Source organism: Paenibacillus sp. FW126-R14, from assembly GCF_058789495.1.
This window is the reverse complement of sequence record NZ_JBYTBS010000003.1, coordinates 59851-77159: the sequence shown is the minus strand read 5'-3', so window position 1 is coordinate 77159 and position 17309 is coordinate 59851. Positions and strand designations below refer to the sequence as shown.

Genomic DNA, 17309 nt, shown 5'->3' with positions numbered 1-17309 from the left:
TGAAAATTTATGCGTACACAACGATGAATGGAGGCGTTACCTTTGCCTAATAACAGAACTTATGCCCATCCTTATATACCGAATACCGTACCAGAGGTTCGTGATGCCATGTTGAAAGAAATCGGACTGTCCTCGATGGATCAACTGCATGACGCCATTCCGGGTAGTTTGAAGCTAGACAGGGAGATGAACCTTCCTCCAGCTATGAACGAATATGAACTGCGCCGGCATATAGAGAGCGTGCTCGCCAAGAACAAGCATGGCGCAGCTTACTTGAATTTTCTCGGAGCGGGCTGCTGGCAGCACTTTATTCCTGCGATTTGTGATGAAGTCAACCAGCGTTCCGAATTCGTTACAGCGTATGCCGGCGAACCCTATGAAGATCATGGCCGATTCCAAACGCTTTTCGAGTATCAAAGCCTGATGGCAGAGCTGGTGGATATGGACGTTGTGAATGTCCCGACGTTTGACTGGGCTCAAGCCGCTTCAACGGCGATTCGGATGGCAGGCCGTATGACAGGCCGCCGTGTAGCATTGCTTCCGAAATCAGTGGATCCTGACAAAGTTATGATTATTCATAACTACTGCACACCTGTGATGGAACTGCGTTTTGTTGAAATTGACGAGGCTACGGGCAAGATGGACTTGGATGATTTGCGAAACAAACTATCCAGCGACATAGCTGCGGTATACTTCGAAAATCCTGGATATCTGGGCATTATTGAAGATCAAGGCCAGCAAATAGCGGATCTGGCACACGATGTGAATGCCATCTGTATCGTTGGCGTAGACCCAATCTCCTTGGGCGTACTTCAGCCGCCAAGCCAATATGGCGCAGATATCGTCTGTGGAGATTTGCAACCGCTAGGGATGCACATGAACTATGGCGGCGGGCAAGCCGGATTTATTGCGACGCGCGACGAAGAGGCCTATGTCATGGAATACCCTTCCAGGCTGTTCGGCATTGTGCCGACGGAGGTTGAAGGCGAATATGGATTCGGCGATGTGGCCTACGAACGCACATCCTTCGCACTGCGTGAGAAAGGGAAAGAGTCCGTAGGTACTCAGACAGCCTTATGGGGAATTACCGCAGGTGTCTATTTGGCCTTGATGGGTCCAGCTGGCATGCAGGAGGTTGGCGAGACGATTATGCAGAAATCGCAATACGCGGCTAAGCTGCTCTCAGCCATTCCCGGCCTATCTCTCCGATTCGAAGGGACCGCTTTCTTCAAGGAATTCATCGTTGATTTCAACGAAACGGGACTAACTGTCGCTCAAATTAATGCTAGCTTGTTAGAAGCGGGAATTTTCGGCGGCAAAGATTTGTCGGCAGCTTTCCCGTCATGGGGACAATGTGCCCTCTACTGCGTCACTGAAATTCATGCGCAGGCGGATCTTGACCGTCTGGCAGACGCCATTCAAACCATCGTTCGTAAACCATGATCTTATAGAGAGAAAGGACGGAACGCCATGAAACGAATTCGCAGAGATCATAAAGTTCGTAATTTTCATCAAGCCAAATGGGATGAGCCCGTCATATTTGAGCTTCACCGCCAAGGGGAGCGCGGCGTCATTCCGCCACGTACGGAAGCTGGAATTGCCGCCAAGGTAGGAGACGGTATCGGGCGGATCCCAGCTTCAATGAAGCGAAGCAAGGCGCCTGCTTTGCCTGAAATCGGGCAAGCCAAAGTGCTTCGCCATTATTTACGTCTCTCCCAAGAGACGCTGGGCTCCGATTTGAATGTTGAGATCGGGCAAGGGACTTGTACGATGAAGTATATTCCGCGTATCAACGAAATGCTTATCCGTACGCCGCATATGATGGAACTGCATCCCCTGCAGGATGCGGATTCCGTTCAGGGCATGCTGGAGATTTTCTATAAGCTGGACCTTGCCATGCGTGAGATTAGCGGAATGGATGCCTTCTCCTTCCAGCCGAGCAGCGGCACGCAGGCCTTGCTTGCGATGGCCTCGATCGTTCGGGCCTATCATGACTCGCGGGGGGAAGGCGAGCAGCGGGACGAGATCATTACAACGATTTTTTCGCATCCCTCACAAGCTGCTACGGCCGCGGTCAAGGGCTACAAAATCATTACGCTGCACCCTGACGAAGACGGTTTCCCGGACATCGAGAAATTGAAGGGCGCAATCTCGGAGCGGACAGCAGGCTTTGTAGTCGCGAACCCGGAAGATACAGGCATCTATAACCACCGAATCCGTGAGTTCACCGACCTTGTTCACGAAGCTGGCGGAGTTTGCTTCTACGATCAAGCCAATGCGAATGGCTTGCTTGGTATCACGAGAGCGAAGGAAGCAGGCTTCGACATGTGCTTCTTCAATCTGCATAAGACTTTTGCAGCTCCTCATATGTGCGGCGGACCCGCTACAGGCGCTCTTGGTGTCAGCGAGGAGCTCAAGCGTTTCTTGCCGGGACCGCTCGTCGATTACGATGGAAGCCGTTATCGGTTAGTCGGCCAGCAGGAAGACAGTATCGGCAAGGTCCGCAGCTTCCATGGCGTAGCGCAGACTGTACTCCGTTCCTATGCTTGGATATTAAGCCTCGGTCCGGATGGCCTGAAAGATGTCGCACAAATTGCCGTCCTGAACAACAATTATCTCTATCACAAAATTTTGCAAATCCGCGGAGCGAGCGCACCCTATATCAAAGGACGCCGCCTGGAACAGGTTCGCTACAGCTGGAAGCAGCTTACAGAGGAGACGGGTGTCACAACCGAGGATATTACCCGCCGCATGTGCGATTTCGGCTTGCACTACTGGACATCCCATCATCCGTATATCGTTAAGCAGCCTTTTACCTTGGAGCCGACGGAATCATACTCCAAAGAGGATCTGGATGAATACATTCAAGCCTTGGAGCATATCTCACATGAAGCCTACACACAGCCTGAAATTGTGCGGTCAGCTCCGCATAACAGTACCGTTCACCGGAACGATGAATCATCCCTTGATGATCCGGCGAAGTGGTGTATCACATGGCGTGCGTATTTGAAAAAAACACAACCCGAATAATGCCATTCTTTATGATTTGTAACAGAAAAGCTCCGTAAGGAGCTTTTTCTGTTATCGGGTTATCGTCTCATCATTCTTCGGCCCGCAATCCAAATGGTTAAGCCTGTTCCCCATAAGATCAGAGCTGAGCCAAAGCCAACCACGAGCCACCATGTGATGATTTGCCGGTTCTCCAGCATGATGCTTTCTGGAACAAACAGGAGTGTGAATATCGAAAGTAAACAGAGGAGCAAACCGGTTACGTAGTGGGTTTTGACTTGAAAAAGGGGAGAGAGCGGAATGAAATGAATCCCAACGATGATTGCCATTACAGGAAAAAACAGATCAAAGCGATCGGTGGCGCTGCAGATGGCGCTAGCGGCCCCAATTGCCGCACCTTCTATCGTGAAGACGATGCCAAACCAGAGCCTAGCCCGTTTCCACCGGCGAGCATCTGCTTCTGTCATTTGATTGAATAGACGCTGTGCCGATGCGAGTAGGGAGATGCCGCACGAAAGCAGGATGAGCCCAATGATAACAGCAGCAATCAATACCCAAGGGGAACCCAAGCCATGCAGTCCGCCAATGCCAATACTTGCCCACAGCGTGCCGAAAAACGCCATGAAGAGGACACCCCAAGCAGCACCTCGCACCGCGCCTCTGGGAATACGTGATGATTGATGTTCCATGAGTGAGAAGTTCCTTTCATCATGCGAATCCTACGGGAAGCGAATCCACTTTGATAAAGTGAATCTGTAACGAGCCGAAAAATACTTTTCCTTGATTGTAACGAAGCTCACATTTGTACCCATATGTTTGGGAAATGGACTGCAGCTCTTTAAAACTAGGAAGCTTAGTAACCAATGAGGTAATCTGTGCGATGACGTGATTGGGCAGTTTGGTGAACATCCTTGTGTGAATGCCATCGACAACCGAAATAAAGCTGGGAAATGTAGATTGGCGAAAATGCGACAGATTGACACTGTCCTGGGCTATTTCTAGTATCTCCTTGTTTAGACGATTCAAGTTAATGGTGATATTTTTATAAAAGTAGATGCCGAATCCGATTCTGTTCGTTAGGGGATTCAGCCTTTTTTTCCATTTTAACACGGTTGCTTCCAAATATGTTTCCATCTGTTCATGGAATGTTGGCCAATGTAATAGGGATTTGAAAAATTTTTTCATGAGAGTTCTCCTTCGTTTAGCAAGTTGCCCTTGTTTTGACGCAGGAGTGCTCTGTATTGTTCATTTTACATGCTCTTGCTCGCATATTTCTCCTTATAGTGATTCAACGTGATGAAGGGCCAAATATACCGGTAACTGTGATAATGGGAATAAAAGCTGCCAGGCAGCCCGGAACCGGTCGGATAACGCGTCGTCCAATCCTCGTTGCGCAGCAGAAGAAGCAGCTGCCGGATGCCCCGCTCGATAGCAGGCAAAGGTTTTGCAGAAACAGCGATAAGAGCGTCCAGCGCCCATGCGGTTTGGGAGGGAGTACTTGCACCGAGCGGTACATAGCGCTTGAGATGATCGCTGCTGCAGGATTCGCCCCAGCCTCCGTCTTCGTTCTGGATGCTCAACAGCCACTCGGCGGCTTTCTTCACAGCAGGATGATCGGGATCGGCGCGAACGGCCATCAGGCCAGTCAAGGCGGCCCAAGTGCCATAAATGTAGCATATCCCCCAACGTCCGTACCATGAACCGTCCTCTTCTTGGTTCGAGAGCAACCAATCGGCTCCTCTGCGGATGAAAGCGCGCTTGACGTCAAAGCCTGCGGTTGTGCCGAGAAATTCCAGCGTCCTGCCTGTCAAATCTGCTGTAGAGGGATCGATGGCAGCTGCCGAAGCCCCGTCAATCGGGAACAGGGTGAGGAGCTTGTTGGTGACGCCTCTCTCGAAAGCCGGCCATCCGCCGTCTTTATTTTGCATGGCCAACACCCAGTTTAACCCGCGGTCCCATGCATCTTGGCGAGCGGGATCGCTCCGCGTAGTTGAGCGAATGGCGCGCAGAGCCGCTGTCGCATCGTCCACATCAGGGTTTATCGTATTGGACTCGGAAAAGCCCCAACCGCCCGGAACAGGATGAGAAACATGAAGGCTCCAATCGCCTAACTTGGTATGCTGCATGCCAAACAAATAATGGACGGCCTTTTTAACGGTGGGATGTTCCTTGGAAACCCCGGCTTGCTGCATAGCTGTGGCCAGCAGCGCGGTATCCCAGATCGTGGAAGGGGAGTTTTGGAGGTGAACTTTTCCCTCCAGCTTCCACAACATTGAGGAGAGTCCCTTTAGTGCAGCGGTAATCGTAGGATGCTTCTTATCATAACCGAGCGAAGTTAGCGCCATAATCATGAGTAGAGTGCTTGTCGAGTAGCTGTAAAGTGTTCCGTCTGCTTCAATGCGCTCAAGCATATAAGTTTCTGCAGCGTGTACAGCCCGTTTGTGGAGTTGTCCCGGCAGGCTGCCTAACTGTTTGATACCGCTGTGAAGCTCAGTTAACAGCTGTTGGAACCCGCGGAGCAGTTCGGGATCTTCTGTCACCAGGCGGTTTTGTGGCTGGGAAGCCGGCAGGGATGTCATATCAGCGCTTTGGAGCAAATGGGATAAGTCCGGTGTCGCGGCAGTTTTCCTGAGGAATTTGAGGTCAGCCATGATGAGAATAGGCGCAAAATGGACGCGGGCAAAACCGGAGAAGTCAAAAAAGCTGATAGGAGCGGTAGGTGGCAGTAAAAGAAACTCCAGTGGAATCGTCAGCGAGGAAGGCCATGCGTACTGCCCTGCGATCGCCAAAAAAACTTTCGTGAGGACGGTCTTTACCTGGAAGAGTCCTCCTTTCGAAGCAATGAAGCGCGCCGCTTTCTTCATCGGTTCGTCTGATTTCCGGCTGTATCCCGAATAGAGTAAGGCAAAGTAGGCATTTACGGTGGCATCCAGATTGCCCTCCAACTCATCGTGATACACTTTCCAGGCGCCATTCGCTTCCTGATGGGCTGCAATATGATCGTGGAGCTGTTTGATCAACTCTTCTTCGGGAATTTCAAGCGTCCTTAGGACAATAATCAGGTAGGCATCGGTTAACAGACTATTTTCAAAGCAAAATCGCCAAGAACCGTCTTCCTGCTGCAGCTTCTCCAGCAAGTGGGTCAAGCGGCGAATTTCGTCATTCACTTCGCTCATGATAGGCATACGCAAACCTCCTGCCGCTTTCAAACAAATTAAATGGATCTTTACATGATATGAGCTTTGTAAGTTTTTAAGATAAATAAAAACCGTCAGTTGCCAATTTCCAACTGACGGCTTTTTATTTTTTCTTGGCACTAAGTTTAATTGTGATAAGGGTGGGTGACATCATAGTGATGAAGCGGCGTTTTCGGAACAAGCATGGCGCCAATGATATAGATAAGCACGACGGTTCCAAAGCTGCTTAAAGCGGCGATGATGACCAACAAGCGAATAAGGGTGGCATTGAATCCAAGCCATTCTGCCAGTCCTCCGCAAAGTCCTGTTAGTTTGCTGTCTGCTCTCGAACGGAATAATTTGTTCATGATTATATGGCTCCTCTCTATTTTGCAATAAGGTTGAATTGGCATTGTTTCGTTCTATGTCTTTATTGTAGCTTCTATATCAATGTGCGAAAACGGACCTATGGCGGTTTGTGAAGCCGGACTAAAGACGGGGAAGGTCCACAACCTAAGGCAAGCGGAGAAGGCTGCCGGGAATAACCCCGCTAATTCAAAGACGAACAGCCCGCAAGACCTTCTTGTATCAAGGAGGCATCGGGGCTGCTTTTAGTTAGACAGATTACGGGTTTCGGTGTCGTTTCGAGACGGCAGACTCTGACGTTTCTTATATTCGTGTACGGAAATGATGATACATGCAATCAGACTGAACCCTCCGCATACCTGTATGAATAAAGAGAAAGGCTCCGTTTGAATGGTTGGAAAGGAAAGGGAAAACAAACCTGCGTTAACCGCTACGCCAAAGAAAGTACTGGACATAAATAGTCCAGCTGCCCGGCCGGCTTGTTCCGGCCGATGGGAAGTAAGCAGGAATGAATGGGCGACCACGCCAAAGATTTGACCGGACATGAGCATACAAGAGCTGACAGCCACAGAGAATGAAAAGGAAGGGAACCAGCTCATGGCAAACAAGGAGACCGCGATCAAGAAGCTGGAGGCGGCAAGAAGCGGGAAATCGGGAATTTTCTTGCGCAGCCGGCCGATAAGCATCGTTCCCGCGAAGGCGCTTAATCCATTTACAAGATAAAACAGGCTTAGCCCTGCCTGATCCATATGGTAAATACTTCGGACCGCCGCCGCTGGGAACAGGTTAATGACTCCGGCACCAAGATTGAGGAAGAACACAGAGACCAGCAGGACCCGCTTCACCTTTAAATCGCCTAAGGAAGGGGGAGAACTTTCCGAATCTTTATGCGGGTCCTCCGCAATTGACGTAACTTTAGGTCGCAGCCAAGCAGCCAAGATGCCCATTGATAGGACAAAACTAATAATATCCATCAGAACGATGATTCGAAAAGAGAGCAAGACTAGCAGCAGCGATCCGAACATTGTTCCAAGGATGTGGGTTGCCCATGTTAGGTTGGAAAGCAGGGACATGGCCGGTACCACTTGTTCCGGCTTTAATCGGCGAAACATGCTCGATTGGGCCGCGGTAAACAAGGGGTTTAACAGGCTTAAGCCTGTAATCACGCCAAGGGCTATCATGACATGAGATCTATCGCCCATATTCCCCCATATCATTAACGGAACTAATAATAGCGAGCAAATAACATCCAACATGATCAGGAGGGGGACACTTTTGAATCGGTCCGACAAAGGAGCCAGCCATTTTCCCCCGATCATGATGGGCACATACACGCACAGGATCGTCCAGCCGAGCAATGAACCGGCACCGCCCTGCTTGTCGAAGATATCGTATACAGCGCATGCGCGGAACATCCAGTTCCCAAGCTGACTGAGCCCATATGCTAAATATAGTGGCCATAAAGATTTGAGCACCTCCAGGGAGCTGGAGGATGGTGCCGAAGATTTGGCAGAGGTCATTAGGAAACAAGCTCTCCTTCAATTTCTAATCGTAAACGGTCCATCGCTTCCCAAGCGCCGAACTGTTCTTTAGCTGTGCGGAGCTGTTCCAGAGCCTCTTGCAGCTGACCTTGTTTGCGGTAAAGCATGCTAAGATTCAAGTAAATATCAGGATCCTTCAGGAGTTCAAGCGAACATTCCAGATCCTTCTGACATTCTTCGTACCTTTCCTCGTTGAAATACAAAATAGCTCTGTTGTTATAAGCTTCGCTTAATTTAGGATTCAACAGAATGGCCTGATCCAGATCTTGTGCTGCTTCTTGCAGGCGTTCGATTTCCTGGAAAACAAGAGCCCGATTATTATAGGCTTGCGCGTCCTTAGGCTGGTGGTAAAGGGTGTGGTTGAGCATTTCCAGCGATTCGTCATAGCGTCCCTCTTGGTAGTACAGGACACCGAGACCTGACGAGGCGATAGCGGCATCGGGCTTTAGGACGAGTGCGCGCTGATAGTCCGCTTCGGCATCCGCGATTATGCCCATTTTCTCGTACAAATCCGCGCGATTGATATGCGCTTCATAATAAGGCGGACATAGTTCGATGGCTTTGCCGTAATACGCCAACGCTTCCGTGAACTTTCCTGCTTTCTTAAGCAAATTGGCCATATCATTGTAGTACTCTCCGTAATTCGGATCGAGCGCAATGGCATGTTGATAGGTTTCATAAGCTTTATCAAAATCGCCTATCAATTCATATACTTGCCCTGTGTTGTAAACCAAGATGGATTGGTGCAGCGCATATTTCTCATTTCCGTAAATTTCATCCATTCGGCCCAAACCTTTTGTACACAGCTCAATGGCTTCTGCAAAACGGCCTTGGCGGGCCCGGATATAGGCAAGCGCATTCTCGGCAAAGACCATGATGTAATCATATTTCGGATGGTTAAGGAACAGTTTATCTATCTTTTCCAAGTTCAAGAGGGCATAGTATTCGGCTTTCGCCAGATCCACCGGAATTTGATAGCGTCCGTAAGTCATGCTCTGAGAGTACAGAATCATCGGGACCGCGTGGCTCTCAGGAAATTGATGATAAAACATTTCCAAATAGGGAATGGATAAACGCGATAATCCGAGCGAGTACAAAATGAACGACATCCGGATGAATACCGAATTATGAGGCTGCTCGCCGTCCGGAAGAACGCGAAGGTGACTGGAAGTATAGTACGGAGAAAACATGTCAAACCAGGTATCATAAAGGCCAATTTCCTGCAATTGGATGGAGATGGGAGCCAGAGCCTCCAATTGTTCCGCTTGCGTAAGCAAAGACATGGCATGCACCGGGTGCAGCAAATTGTCCCAAGGACCCTCCTCACGGAGTTTCTCGATCTGCTCCCTATGCAGTCGCGCCCGTGTTTCGGGATGAAAGGTCGCATAATTACGCATGGTCATCGGATCATCGCAGGCGCAATTTCCTTCAATGAAATCTTTCAGCATCGCATAGCGCGATTTTTCGCCTTTCAGCTGAAGACAGAAATCAAGATAAGCATGAAAAGGCAAATAGGGATTCACTTCCATGCCGGTCGCTATTCCGTCCAGAAGCGCATCAAGCTTGGCCAGATTCCCGCCGGACGCTTCATAGAGAAGATCGATTTGTTTGGACGGCATACCGATCCCTTGAGGCAAGCGGAGCAGCCAGTGTCTGAACTCCTCTCGGTCCATACGCGGAAAGGAAAGGATCACCGAGGCTGCTTCCATATCAGGGTCGAGCGGTTGATCGCAAAGCAGCACAATCCGCACGGACTTGGACAGTTGACGACGGCGGTGGAGGATGCGTAAAAACGACTTAACCGTTTGGGAAAGCTCACCCGCATGATGAATGACAATCTTGAACTGCCGGCCTGTGATAGAAACAGCATCCAGCAAGCACTCGTATATCCCATGGAGCAGCTTCTCCTGATATTCATGATGGTAGAAACGTGTGCGTTCGTCAGGGGACGCTAAATTGGTCAGATCCTTTTCTAAGGCAAAATAGTTGGCGGGCAGGTAAGGGAAGAGCCGCTTCAGGGACTGTTCGTGCTTGTGAATGAACTCGGGGGAGGTCTCGTGCATGTCTTGCAAAATGGTATGTATAAGAACATCCAAACCGGCAAAATAGCCATTGGAGGAAGATCTGCCGTCAGAGTGGATGAGCGTATCCTGTGTGAATTTTGCTTCCATCCAATATTTAACAGTATCTTTTTTGCCGATCCCGGATTCTCCATAGATACATAGATAGCTCTTTTCTTGCTTCTCTAGTATTTCCCATGCAGAATCCAGTTTAGCATATAGCGTCTCACGCGTTCTCGATAAATGGTTGATCATCATAAATCCCTCCAAATGGAATGAAAATGAATGGCGGTAATGGAAAGAAGAGACCTAAAGTTAATCTTTAGGTCTCTTCTCCTAGTAAGTATTAGTTCGCGATGTAAGGAGTAGTCGTGCGGATGGCAGCAGACTTCTTGGAAGTTTTTTTAATCATTTTCATTCACCTCCCTTCCCAATATATTCGTAGACAGATATAATGGAAATTATAAGATTTTCCTTATTTATCCATTTGCCTACTAAAGTCAGTTTACATTTTTTGGGACTATTTGGCAATACTTTTCTTTTTACTTGTTAATTAACTTTACACTTTCATTCATTAGGAGGTCGTAGTATGCATACTAATCCATCGATTTGCAAAGGAAATCTGACATCGCTGCACCAACAGGTAACCTCTCACTATCAGAATTTCATCATCGGTACTGTCAATGAAAGCTGCTTAAGGCTGGCCGTGTTTACAGGGACTTACCCGTGGCATTCTCATCCCGATTCCGATGAGCTGTTCCTCGTTCTGGAAGGAGAGCTGATTATTGAGCTGCAAGATAAGGAATCCATTGTATTGGCTCCCAATGAGTATGTGACCATCCCTGCCGGCGTTCTGCATCGAACGCGTTCCGAGGTGCGAACAGTGAATGTATGCTTCGAGCATACGGATGCGAATACGGTGTTTGTTGAGGAAGCGGGCGAATGAGAAGGCGGAGGATGACGTTTAGGGATCTGGAGGATATTGCGGAATACAAAGAGACGGCTGTCACGGCCGACGGAAGATATACGGCTTTCCTCTCGGCGATGTGGAACTTGGAAGCGGATGAATTTGTATATACGCTCCATTTGTGCTCTTTCGGTGAAAAAGAGGCGATAAATCTGCTATGGAAGGTCTGCCCCGGAGCAGGGGCAAGAGAACTCCAGTTTTCTCCGAGCGGACAGGAACTAGCCATCATTCAGAGCGGGGAAGAAGGGGATCGCATTGTTATCTACTCGGTTGCAGATGGAACAACAAGAGTTATCCCTCAGCTGTTCTCTAATGCTTCATCGCTACTGTGGGATAAGGCTGGCAAAGGCTTTTATCTTGTCTGCGATGCACCTCCTGCGGCAGACTCACCTCCGTATAGCGATTACTGGCATATCACGAAGATTCCTGAGCGATGGGAATGGTGGCGTAAGAGGAGGGTTGTTGTGCATGTGCCGGCATGTTTTTCCGGGAATGAGCCGCTCGATGTCGTTCGGCTTGCCGGTCCCGGTTATGAATTCAATCATAGCTTTCTCTCCCCTCATGGCGATACCCTGTACTTCGTCGATCAAGTCAATGTTATCGGTACATATCCGCAAGTTCGGTTAAGGCGTATTCACTTGGAAACAAAGGTGGAAGGGGAACCTATACCGCTGCCTCACATCTTTATGAGCACTCCGGTTTCCTCTCCCTCTGGGCGTTATCTGGCCTATATAGCATCTAGATCGACGCAAACGGAGGCTTCGCCTGTTTGTATTCGCTCATTTCATCATGAAACGATGAATCCGGAATGTTTTCTGCTCAACGCCTATGACACCCGGTTGTATGTACTTGATCTGGAAGAAGAGACGCTTTGCGAATACGGTTCACAAGAGGCATTAAGTGCCGGAACTCCGGTGGGCATGGCGGCAGCGAAACAAGAAGTGTTTTGGAGGAATGAGGCATCCCTTTCGTTCCTTGCAGCAAGAGGGCATCAGACGGTATTAGCGCAAGTACATAGAGATGAATCGTCCAAACTGCAGATCGAAGTTTTGGGGCACGGGGCTTCCCGCTGCCACAGTATGGCTTCGGATGGAAAGGTTATTTGTGTGCATTCGGATAACGGCATGCCTTTCGTTCCTGCTGTCTTTCATGTCCAGCGGCCGGTTTTGAGGCTCTACCCTGATCTTCTAACGGGCACAGGATCCTTAGAGATCTTATGGGCTCCGGCTCGAACGCTAGGCCAAGTACCTGCTCCCGGAGCATGGCTTTATGAGCCAGAAGGGATGGCAGAGGCATTGCCAGGGACCGTCCCGCTCATTGTTTACTTGTACGGAGGAGCCGTCCAACTCAGCATGGCTTACGAAGATACTCACCAACTTCTTGCAAGTAACGGATATGCCGTATTGGTCATCAATTCTACCGGTACCGCCGGGTATGGACGCGAGCTGTCAGATCGCCATGTTGATGACTGGGGGATGCTCGCGATTCCTGAGATTTTAGAAACGGTATCGTGCGTATTGCAGCGGTATAAAGCTCTTGATCCGACCCGTGTTGGCGTATATGGCGGAAGTTTTGGTGGTTTTCTGGCCATGAGGTGCCTGACGGATTCCAAACTGTTTCAAGCCGCAAGTTCCATGGCAGGCATCAGCAATTTGGCATCGTATTGGGGAGCTGGCGTGTACGGGTATCAGTATGGGCTTAGCTCTCTTCGTGATAAAACAAGACCGTGGAGCGATCCGGAACGTTTCGTCCGTTCATCGCCTCTCTTTCTTGCGGATAAAGTGAATTCTCCGCTGCTGCTCATGCATGGCGAATTTGATGCCATCGTACCTGCGGCGGAGTCTGAGCAAATGTTCACAGCACTCACTTCGATGGGCAAAGAAGTTTCGCTGCTTCTTTTCCATGGGGAGGATCATGGCATCAGAAGCCGCCCAAGAGTGAAATTGCAGGTTAGGCGAATGCTCTTGGCCTGGTTTGACAAACATTTGCGAGGAGATGAACAGGCGTGGAATCGGTATACGTCTGGAGATGTGGACGAGGCCATTCTTGTTGATGATCAAAGGTAAAAAACCATTGACAATGAGTGGATTTGAGGGTTTAATGATTATAACACCATGATAATAACATTTTGTTTATAACAATAACATTTTAACTAAACTAGGGGATCTACATGGATAAGGAGCTGCTTAAAGATAAGGATGGACTAACGGAAGCTGAGTTTTTACAGAGGTATGATGTCAGTATGTACGAAAGACCCTCTGTTACCGTAGATATGTTAATTTTCACTGTCACTAGCGAAGAGAAAGAGAACTATAGAAAATTACCGGAAAAGTCATTGAAACTGCTTCTGGTCAAAAGAGGAGTCCATCCATACATCGGGCAATGGGCATTGCCTGGAGGATTTGTAACGAATGACGAGAGCTTGGATGAAGCCGCATTGCGAGAGCTGAAGAGCGAAACGAATATTGATGAAGTCTATATGGAACAGCTTTACACATGGGGAGATGTCCAAAGGGATCCGCGGACGCGAGTAGTCAGTTGTTCGTATATGGCACTTGTTGATTCCCAATCGCTAGAAGTGAAAGCGGGGGATGATGCTGACGAGGCGCGGTGGTTTAACGTGAGATACAGTGTGGTAGAAGAGAAGAAAACGATGCTGGAGAAGGATTTTATTTTTGAAAAGACGGTAAAAATTACGCTCTCAAACGATAAGGACATCCTGGAGGGCGTTATTAAAGTCATTGAAAAGTATGCAGGAAAAGCCGTAAAAGCTGTACGCGAGGTTCTCGTTTCAGATGGCATTGCATTCGATCATGCGGAAATGATCCAATATGCCATTGAGAGACTCAGGAATAAAGTTGAGTACACGGATATAGCTTTCAACTTGATGCCGGAGCATTTTACATTGTCGGAGCTTCAACAAGTTTATGAGGTTACGCTGGGGAAGGAGCTGCTTTCTGCTGCATTTCGAAGGAAAATAGCGAACATGGTTGAGGAAACGAATCAGTTTACGAAAGATGCAGGGCACAGGCCGGCAAAGCTGTTCAGATTTAACCCGAATTGGCGATATGTATAGCTTGAAAATGATGTGCGCGATAACTTGAAATTACTAGCTGGAGGTTTAAAAATGAATGCAAACCTTAACTCTGCAAGAATGGCAGGAGTATTGTTTCTAGTTGCAACGGTAACGTACATGGCAGGCAAGGGATTCATTGACTCCATTCTAAATGAGCCAAACTATCTAATTCATGTTTATCCGAATCGAACGCAAATGATCACAGGAGTGCTTCTTGAACTGGTGAATTCCGTCGCCGTTGTCGGTATTGCCGTATTCCTGTTTCCTATCCTAAAGAAATACAATGAAAAGATTGCTCTTGGATACGTTGCCTTCAGAGTAATTGAGGCTGTGATCCTTATTATAGGCGCAATCTCCCCGCTATTACTAATCCAATTCAGTCAGGCATATATAGATACAGGAGCGCCGGCCGATTCCTATTATCAAGCGGTAAGTATGCTTGTTATCCAAGGAAATTATTATGCCTTTCAGTTGGCGATGATCGTTCTTGGTCTGTATAGTTTGTTGTTTTGCTATTTCCTGTTGCAATCCAGACTCATTCCACGCTTGCTCTCCGTCTTGGGGCTTATTGGTTATGCATCATTGTTAACCAGCGCTATATTAGAGCTTTTCGGCTACAGTTCAGGCATGATTTTATTTATTCCGGGAGCTTTGTTTGAACTCCTATTTCCGATCTGGCTCATAATTAAAGGATTTAACACCTCTACAATGGAACCAAAACAGTAAGGAGCAGTCTTTATGAAGGCAGTGGTTTATAGCAAATACGGAACTAAAGACGTTCTTAAGCTAAAAGAGGTTGAAAAACCGACTCCCAAGGATAATGAAGTACTCGTTAGAGTCCATGCAGCCTCCGTAAATTCATGGGACTGGGACCTTCTGAGAGGTATGCCGTTCTTGGTTCGTCTTGGCGGATTTCTCAAACCCAAATACAACATACTCGGAGCTGACGTGGCGGGACGAGTCGAAGCTGTGGGCAAACATGTCAAACAGTTTCGTCCTGGCGATGAGGTGTTCGGGGACATTTCCGGATGCGGTTGGGGCGGGTTTGCGGAATATGTCTGTGCCCGCGAAGATGCGTTAACGGAGAAGCCTGCCGGAATGACATTCGACGAGGCGGCGGCTACCCCGCAAGCGGCCGTCCTCGCATTGCAAGGGCTTCGTGTTCAAGGCGAGATCCAAAAAGGACAACGAGTTTTAATCAACGGTGCGGGCGGGGGCGTAGGCACGTTCGCCGTGCAAATGGCCAAATCCTTCGGGGGAGAAGTTACTGGCGTGGATCGCACGCATAAATTGACTATGCTGAAATCAATTGGTGCGGATCATGTTATTGATTACACGCAAACGGATTTCACCCAAAGCGGGCAGCGCTACGATCTCATTCTTGATGTTATCGGAACCCGGTCGATATTCGATTGCAAGCGGGCATTAAGTCCTCAAGGCACTTATGTTATGGTCGGAGGTTCTATGGCCAGAATCTTTCAGCTGCTGCTGCTGGGACCTTTGATTTCACGAATTAGCAAGGTGAACATGGAGATTCTCATTCACAAACCAAACCAAGAAGATTTAAGTATCATGAATGAGCTTTTCGAGGCTGACAAAGTCGTACCTGTAATCGATCGGCGTTATGCATTAAGTGAAGTGGCAGACGCCCTGCAGTATCTGGGAGATGGCTATCCGCAGGGAAAAGTTGTTATTGTTGTCGAACAGGGAGGCGATTGACTGTGAAACTTTATTTTCGGGATAATTTTTTTAATGCCGGCGTGACAGAAATACTGAACGAACAGGAAGAAGAAATCGGTCATCTCGATTTAAAGAGTGCTTTTGGATCCGCAATCGATGTATATGGGCCCAAAAGCGAACTGCTGTGCAAAGGTGGTTTTCCCTTTTTCTCGAACAGATGGGAGGTTACCGGCGCCAATGGGGAGGAGTTAGGTGTCTTAAGAAGCAGATTTGCTTTTTTCACTAAGAAATTTACGTATGAAACGGATAGAAGGGGCAGCTTTGAGATCATTTCCCCCGCATTTTCGAAGGAGTATGAGATAACCGACGATTCCGGGGCGCTTGTTGCTCAATTCGAACAAGTGAACGGCTGGTTTGCTTCAGGGGCTTTTCTACTGAGCAATCAGAGTCAAGATTTGGACTCTTACGAGCTCGCGGCCGTCATTATGGGCATGCATGCGATTCAGAAAAGGCAGCGCTCTGCCGCAAATCACCCAACCTAGAAGGATTGTGAACGGACAGGCAGATGAATCTTTGAAAGGGGTACAGCGAATGAAGCGGATTGGCGAGGGCAGGACGGCAGAAATTTTCGAGCAAACGGATGAAAAGGTGCTAAAGCTTTATTATTCCGGATTTTCGAAGGAAGCAATATTGTACGAATATAAAGTAAATACGTTTATAGCTTCACTTGGCATTCCAGTGCCTAAAGTTTATGAGCTCATTGAAGTTGAAGATCGAATCGGTATCCTTTTTCAATATATAAAAGGTAGTTCGCTAATCCATAAGACAGTTCAGAATCCCCATGAGTTAAAGCGTTACGCCAAAATGCTGGCTGAGCTGCACGTCCTCATACATACACATGAAATAAATATTGGCGATCATAGCAACCAGATTCGCCAACAAAAAGAAGTATTGGCACATAACATTCAACAAGCCATACTCCTTTCGGATTCTGAAAAAATGGCGATTATTGAGCAGTTGGAGAAGCTGCCGAACGGTCGCACACTTTGTCATGGAGATTTTCACCCGGATAATGCAATGGTCGGCGAACAGCATTGGATCATCGATTGGATGAATGGCATGATTGGCCAACCCGCCGGGGATGTCGCGCGTACGCTGCTCTTATTTCGTTATGGCACGATGCCTGAGGGTATTCCGGAGCATTTCAAGGAAGTTCTTCATCAAATGAGGGACAATATGGGGGAAACGTATCTAGACCACTATCTTTCATGTACGAACCTTCTTCTTGAAGAAATCGATCAGTGGTACTTGCCTGTTGCCGCAGCAAGATTAACAGAAGGAATTCCCAATGAAGAAAAAGAGGCGCTGCTTATTTTCATCAGAGAGCGCTTGCAATCAAAATGAATGGAAAATACGTATATTTCGGGAAGAACG

15 protein-coding genes are annotated in these 17309 nt (G+C 48.3%); 9 read left to right on the top strand and 6 right to left on the bottom strand.

The window, feature by feature from the left end; genetic code table 11:
- The first annotated feature begins 42 nt into the window (after positions 1-42).
- Together gcvPA and gcvPB are read left to right on the top strand one after the other, a co-directional pair.
- A complete protein-coding gene (gcvPA, locus tag AC3WRW_RS02855; protein WP_492544803.1) occupies positions 43-1443 on the top strand; it encodes an aminomethyl-transferring glycine dehydrogenase subunit GcvPA in 1401 nt (466 codons plus the stop codon).
- A gap of 27 nt (positions 1444-1470) precedes the next feature.
- Complete coding sequence (gcvPB, locus tag AC3WRW_RS02850) at positions 1471-3030, top strand: aminomethyl-transferring glycine dehydrogenase subunit GcvPB (RefSeq protein WP_492544802.1); 1560 nt, start codon at positions 1471-1473, stop codon at positions 3028-3030.
- Positions 3031-3089: 59 nt separating this feature from the next.
- Here gcvPB and AC3WRW_RS02845 read toward each other — a convergent pair whose 3' ends face one another.
- From AC3WRW_RS02845 to AC3WRW_RS02820, 6 genes are all read right to left on the bottom strand, one after another.
- Positions 3090-3632 (bottom strand): hypothetical protein, encoded by a 543-nt coding sequence (locus AC3WRW_RS02845; RefSeq protein WP_492544800.1) that lies wholly within the window; start codon positions 3630-3632, stop codon positions 3090-3092.
- An 85-nt stretch (positions 3633-3717) separates the two neighbouring features.
- Positions 3718-4194, bottom strand: coding sequence for a hypothetical protein (locus tag AC3WRW_RS02840; RefSeq protein WP_492544798.1), 477 nt, complete (start codon positions 4192-4194; stop codon positions 3718-3720).
- Between the two features lie 65 nt (positions 4195-4259).
- Positions 4260-6218: a squalene--hopene cyclase gene (shc, locus tag AC3WRW_RS02835; RefSeq protein ID WP_492544796.1), complete on the bottom strand. Its 1959-nt coding sequence runs from the start codon at positions 6216-6218 to the stop codon at positions 4260-4262.
- Between the two features lie 113 nt (positions 6219-6331).
- The gene (locus tag AC3WRW_RS02830) at positions 6332-6553 is read right to left on the bottom strand and encodes a PspC domain-containing protein (protein WP_492544794.1); all 222 of its coding nucleotides are present in this window, start codon (positions 6551-6553) and stop codon (positions 6332-6334) included.
- A 243-nt stretch (positions 6554-6796) separates the two neighbouring features.
- Entirely contained in the window at positions 6797-8071 is a 1275-nt protein-coding gene (locus tag AC3WRW_RS02825; protein ID WP_492544793.1) for an MFS transporter, read from the bottom strand.
- The gene (locus AC3WRW_RS02820) at positions 8071-10407 is read right to left on the bottom strand and encodes a tetratricopeptide repeat protein (protein ID WP_492544791.1); all 2337 of its coding nucleotides are present in this window, start codon (positions 10405-10407) and stop codon (positions 8071-8073) included. The genes AC3WRW_RS02825 and AC3WRW_RS02820 overlap by 1 nt, the downstream gene beginning before the upstream one ends.
- A 334-nt stretch (positions 10408-10741) precedes the next feature.
- Here AC3WRW_RS02820 and AC3WRW_RS02815 point away from each other — a divergent pair, with 334 nt between their 5' ends.
- The 7 genes from AC3WRW_RS02815 to AC3WRW_RS02785 all read left to right on the top strand — a co-directional run bounded on the left by AC3WRW_RS02815 (position 10742) and on the right by AC3WRW_RS02785 (position 17279).
- Positions 10742-11098 carry a cupin domain-containing protein gene (locus tag AC3WRW_RS02815; protein ID WP_492544789.1) on the top strand — a complete coding sequence of 119 codons (357 nt, stop codon included), beginning with the start codon at positions 10742-10744 and terminating at the stop codon, positions 11096-11098.
- 11 nt (positions 11099-11109) lie between these two features.
- Complete coding sequence (locus AC3WRW_RS02810) at positions 11110-13185, top strand: S9 family peptidase (RefSeq protein WP_492544787.1); 2076 nt, start codon at positions 11110-11112, stop codon at positions 13183-13185.
- 104 nt (positions 13186-13289) lie between these two features.
- The gene (locus AC3WRW_RS02805) at positions 13290-14195 is read left to right on the top strand and encodes an NUDIX hydrolase (protein ID WP_492544785.1); all 906 of its coding nucleotides are present in this window, start codon (positions 13290-13292) and stop codon (positions 14193-14195) included.
- 51 nt (positions 14196-14246) lie between these two features.
- Complete coding sequence (locus AC3WRW_RS02800) at positions 14247-14921, top strand: DUF4386 domain-containing protein (protein WP_492544784.1); 675 nt, start codon at positions 14247-14249, stop codon at positions 14919-14921.
- 12 nt (positions 14922-14933) lie between these two features.
- On the top strand, positions 14934-15914 hold the full coding sequence (locus AC3WRW_RS02795; protein ID WP_492544782.1) for an NAD(P)-dependent alcohol dehydrogenase: 981 nt from the start codon (positions 14934-14936) through the stop codon (positions 15912-15914).
- A gap of 2 nt (positions 15915-15916) precedes the next feature.
- Positions 15917-16417: an LURP-one-related/scramblase family protein gene (locus AC3WRW_RS02790; protein ID WP_492544780.1), complete on the top strand. Its 501-nt coding sequence runs from the start codon at positions 15917-15919 to the stop codon at positions 16415-16417.
- Positions 16371-17279 (top strand): phosphotransferase family protein, encoded by a 909-nt coding sequence (locus AC3WRW_RS02785; RefSeq protein WP_492544778.1) that lies wholly within the window; start codon positions 16371-16373, stop codon positions 17277-17279. The genes AC3WRW_RS02790 and AC3WRW_RS02785 overlap by 47 nt, the downstream gene beginning before the upstream one ends.
- The last annotated feature ends 30 nt before the right edge of the window (positions 17280-17309 follow it).

Excerpts from the sequence above, each read along its gene's own strand:
- AC3WRW_RS02815 (WP_492544789.1), top strand. The coding sequence starts at position 10,742 with ATGCATACTAATCCATCGATTTGCAAAGGAAATCTGACATCGCTGCAC.
- AC3WRW_RS02830 (WP_492544794.1), bottom strand. The coding sequence starts at position 6,553 with ATGAACAAATTATTCCGTTCGAGAGCAGACAGCAAACTAACAGGACTT.
- AC3WRW_RS02820 (WP_492544791.1), bottom strand. The coding sequence starts at position 10,407 with ATGATCAACCATTTATCGAGAACGCGTGAGACGCTATATGCTAAACTG.
- gcvPB (WP_492544802.1), top strand. The coding sequence starts at position 1,471 with ATGAAACGAATTCGCAGAGATCATAAAGTTCGTAATTTTCATCAAGCC.
- AC3WRW_RS02795 (WP_492544782.1), top strand. The coding sequence starts at position 14,934 with ATGAAGGCAGTGGTTTATAGCAAATACGGAACTAAAGACGTTCTTAAG.
- AC3WRW_RS02805 (WP_492544785.1), top strand. The coding sequence starts at position 13,290 with ATGGATAAGGAGCTGCTTAAAGATAAGGATGGACTAACGGAAGCTGAG.
- AC3WRW_RS02785 (WP_492544778.1), top strand. The coding sequence starts at position 16,371 with ATGCGATTCAGAAAAGGCAGCGCTCTGCCGCAAATCACCCAACCTAGA.
- AC3WRW_RS02800 (WP_492544784.1), top strand. The coding sequence starts at position 14,247 with ATGAATGCAAACCTTAACTCTGCAAGAATGGCAGGAGTATTGTTTCTA.
- AC3WRW_RS02810 (WP_492544787.1), top strand. The coding sequence starts at position 11,110 with ATGACGTTTAGGGATCTGGAGGATATTGCGGAATACAAAGAGACGGCT.
- AC3WRW_RS02840 (WP_492544798.1), bottom strand. The coding sequence starts at position 4,194 with ATGAAAAAATTTTTCAAATCCCTATTACATTGGCCAACATTCCATGAA.
- AC3WRW_RS02845 (WP_492544800.1), bottom strand. The coding sequence starts at position 3,632 with ATGGCGTTTTTCGGCACGCTGTGGGCAAGTATTGGCATTGGCGGACTG.
- AC3WRW_RS02825 (WP_492544793.1), bottom strand. The coding sequence starts at position 8,071 with ATGACCTCTGCCAAATCTTCGGCACCATCCTCCAGCTCCCTGGAGGTG.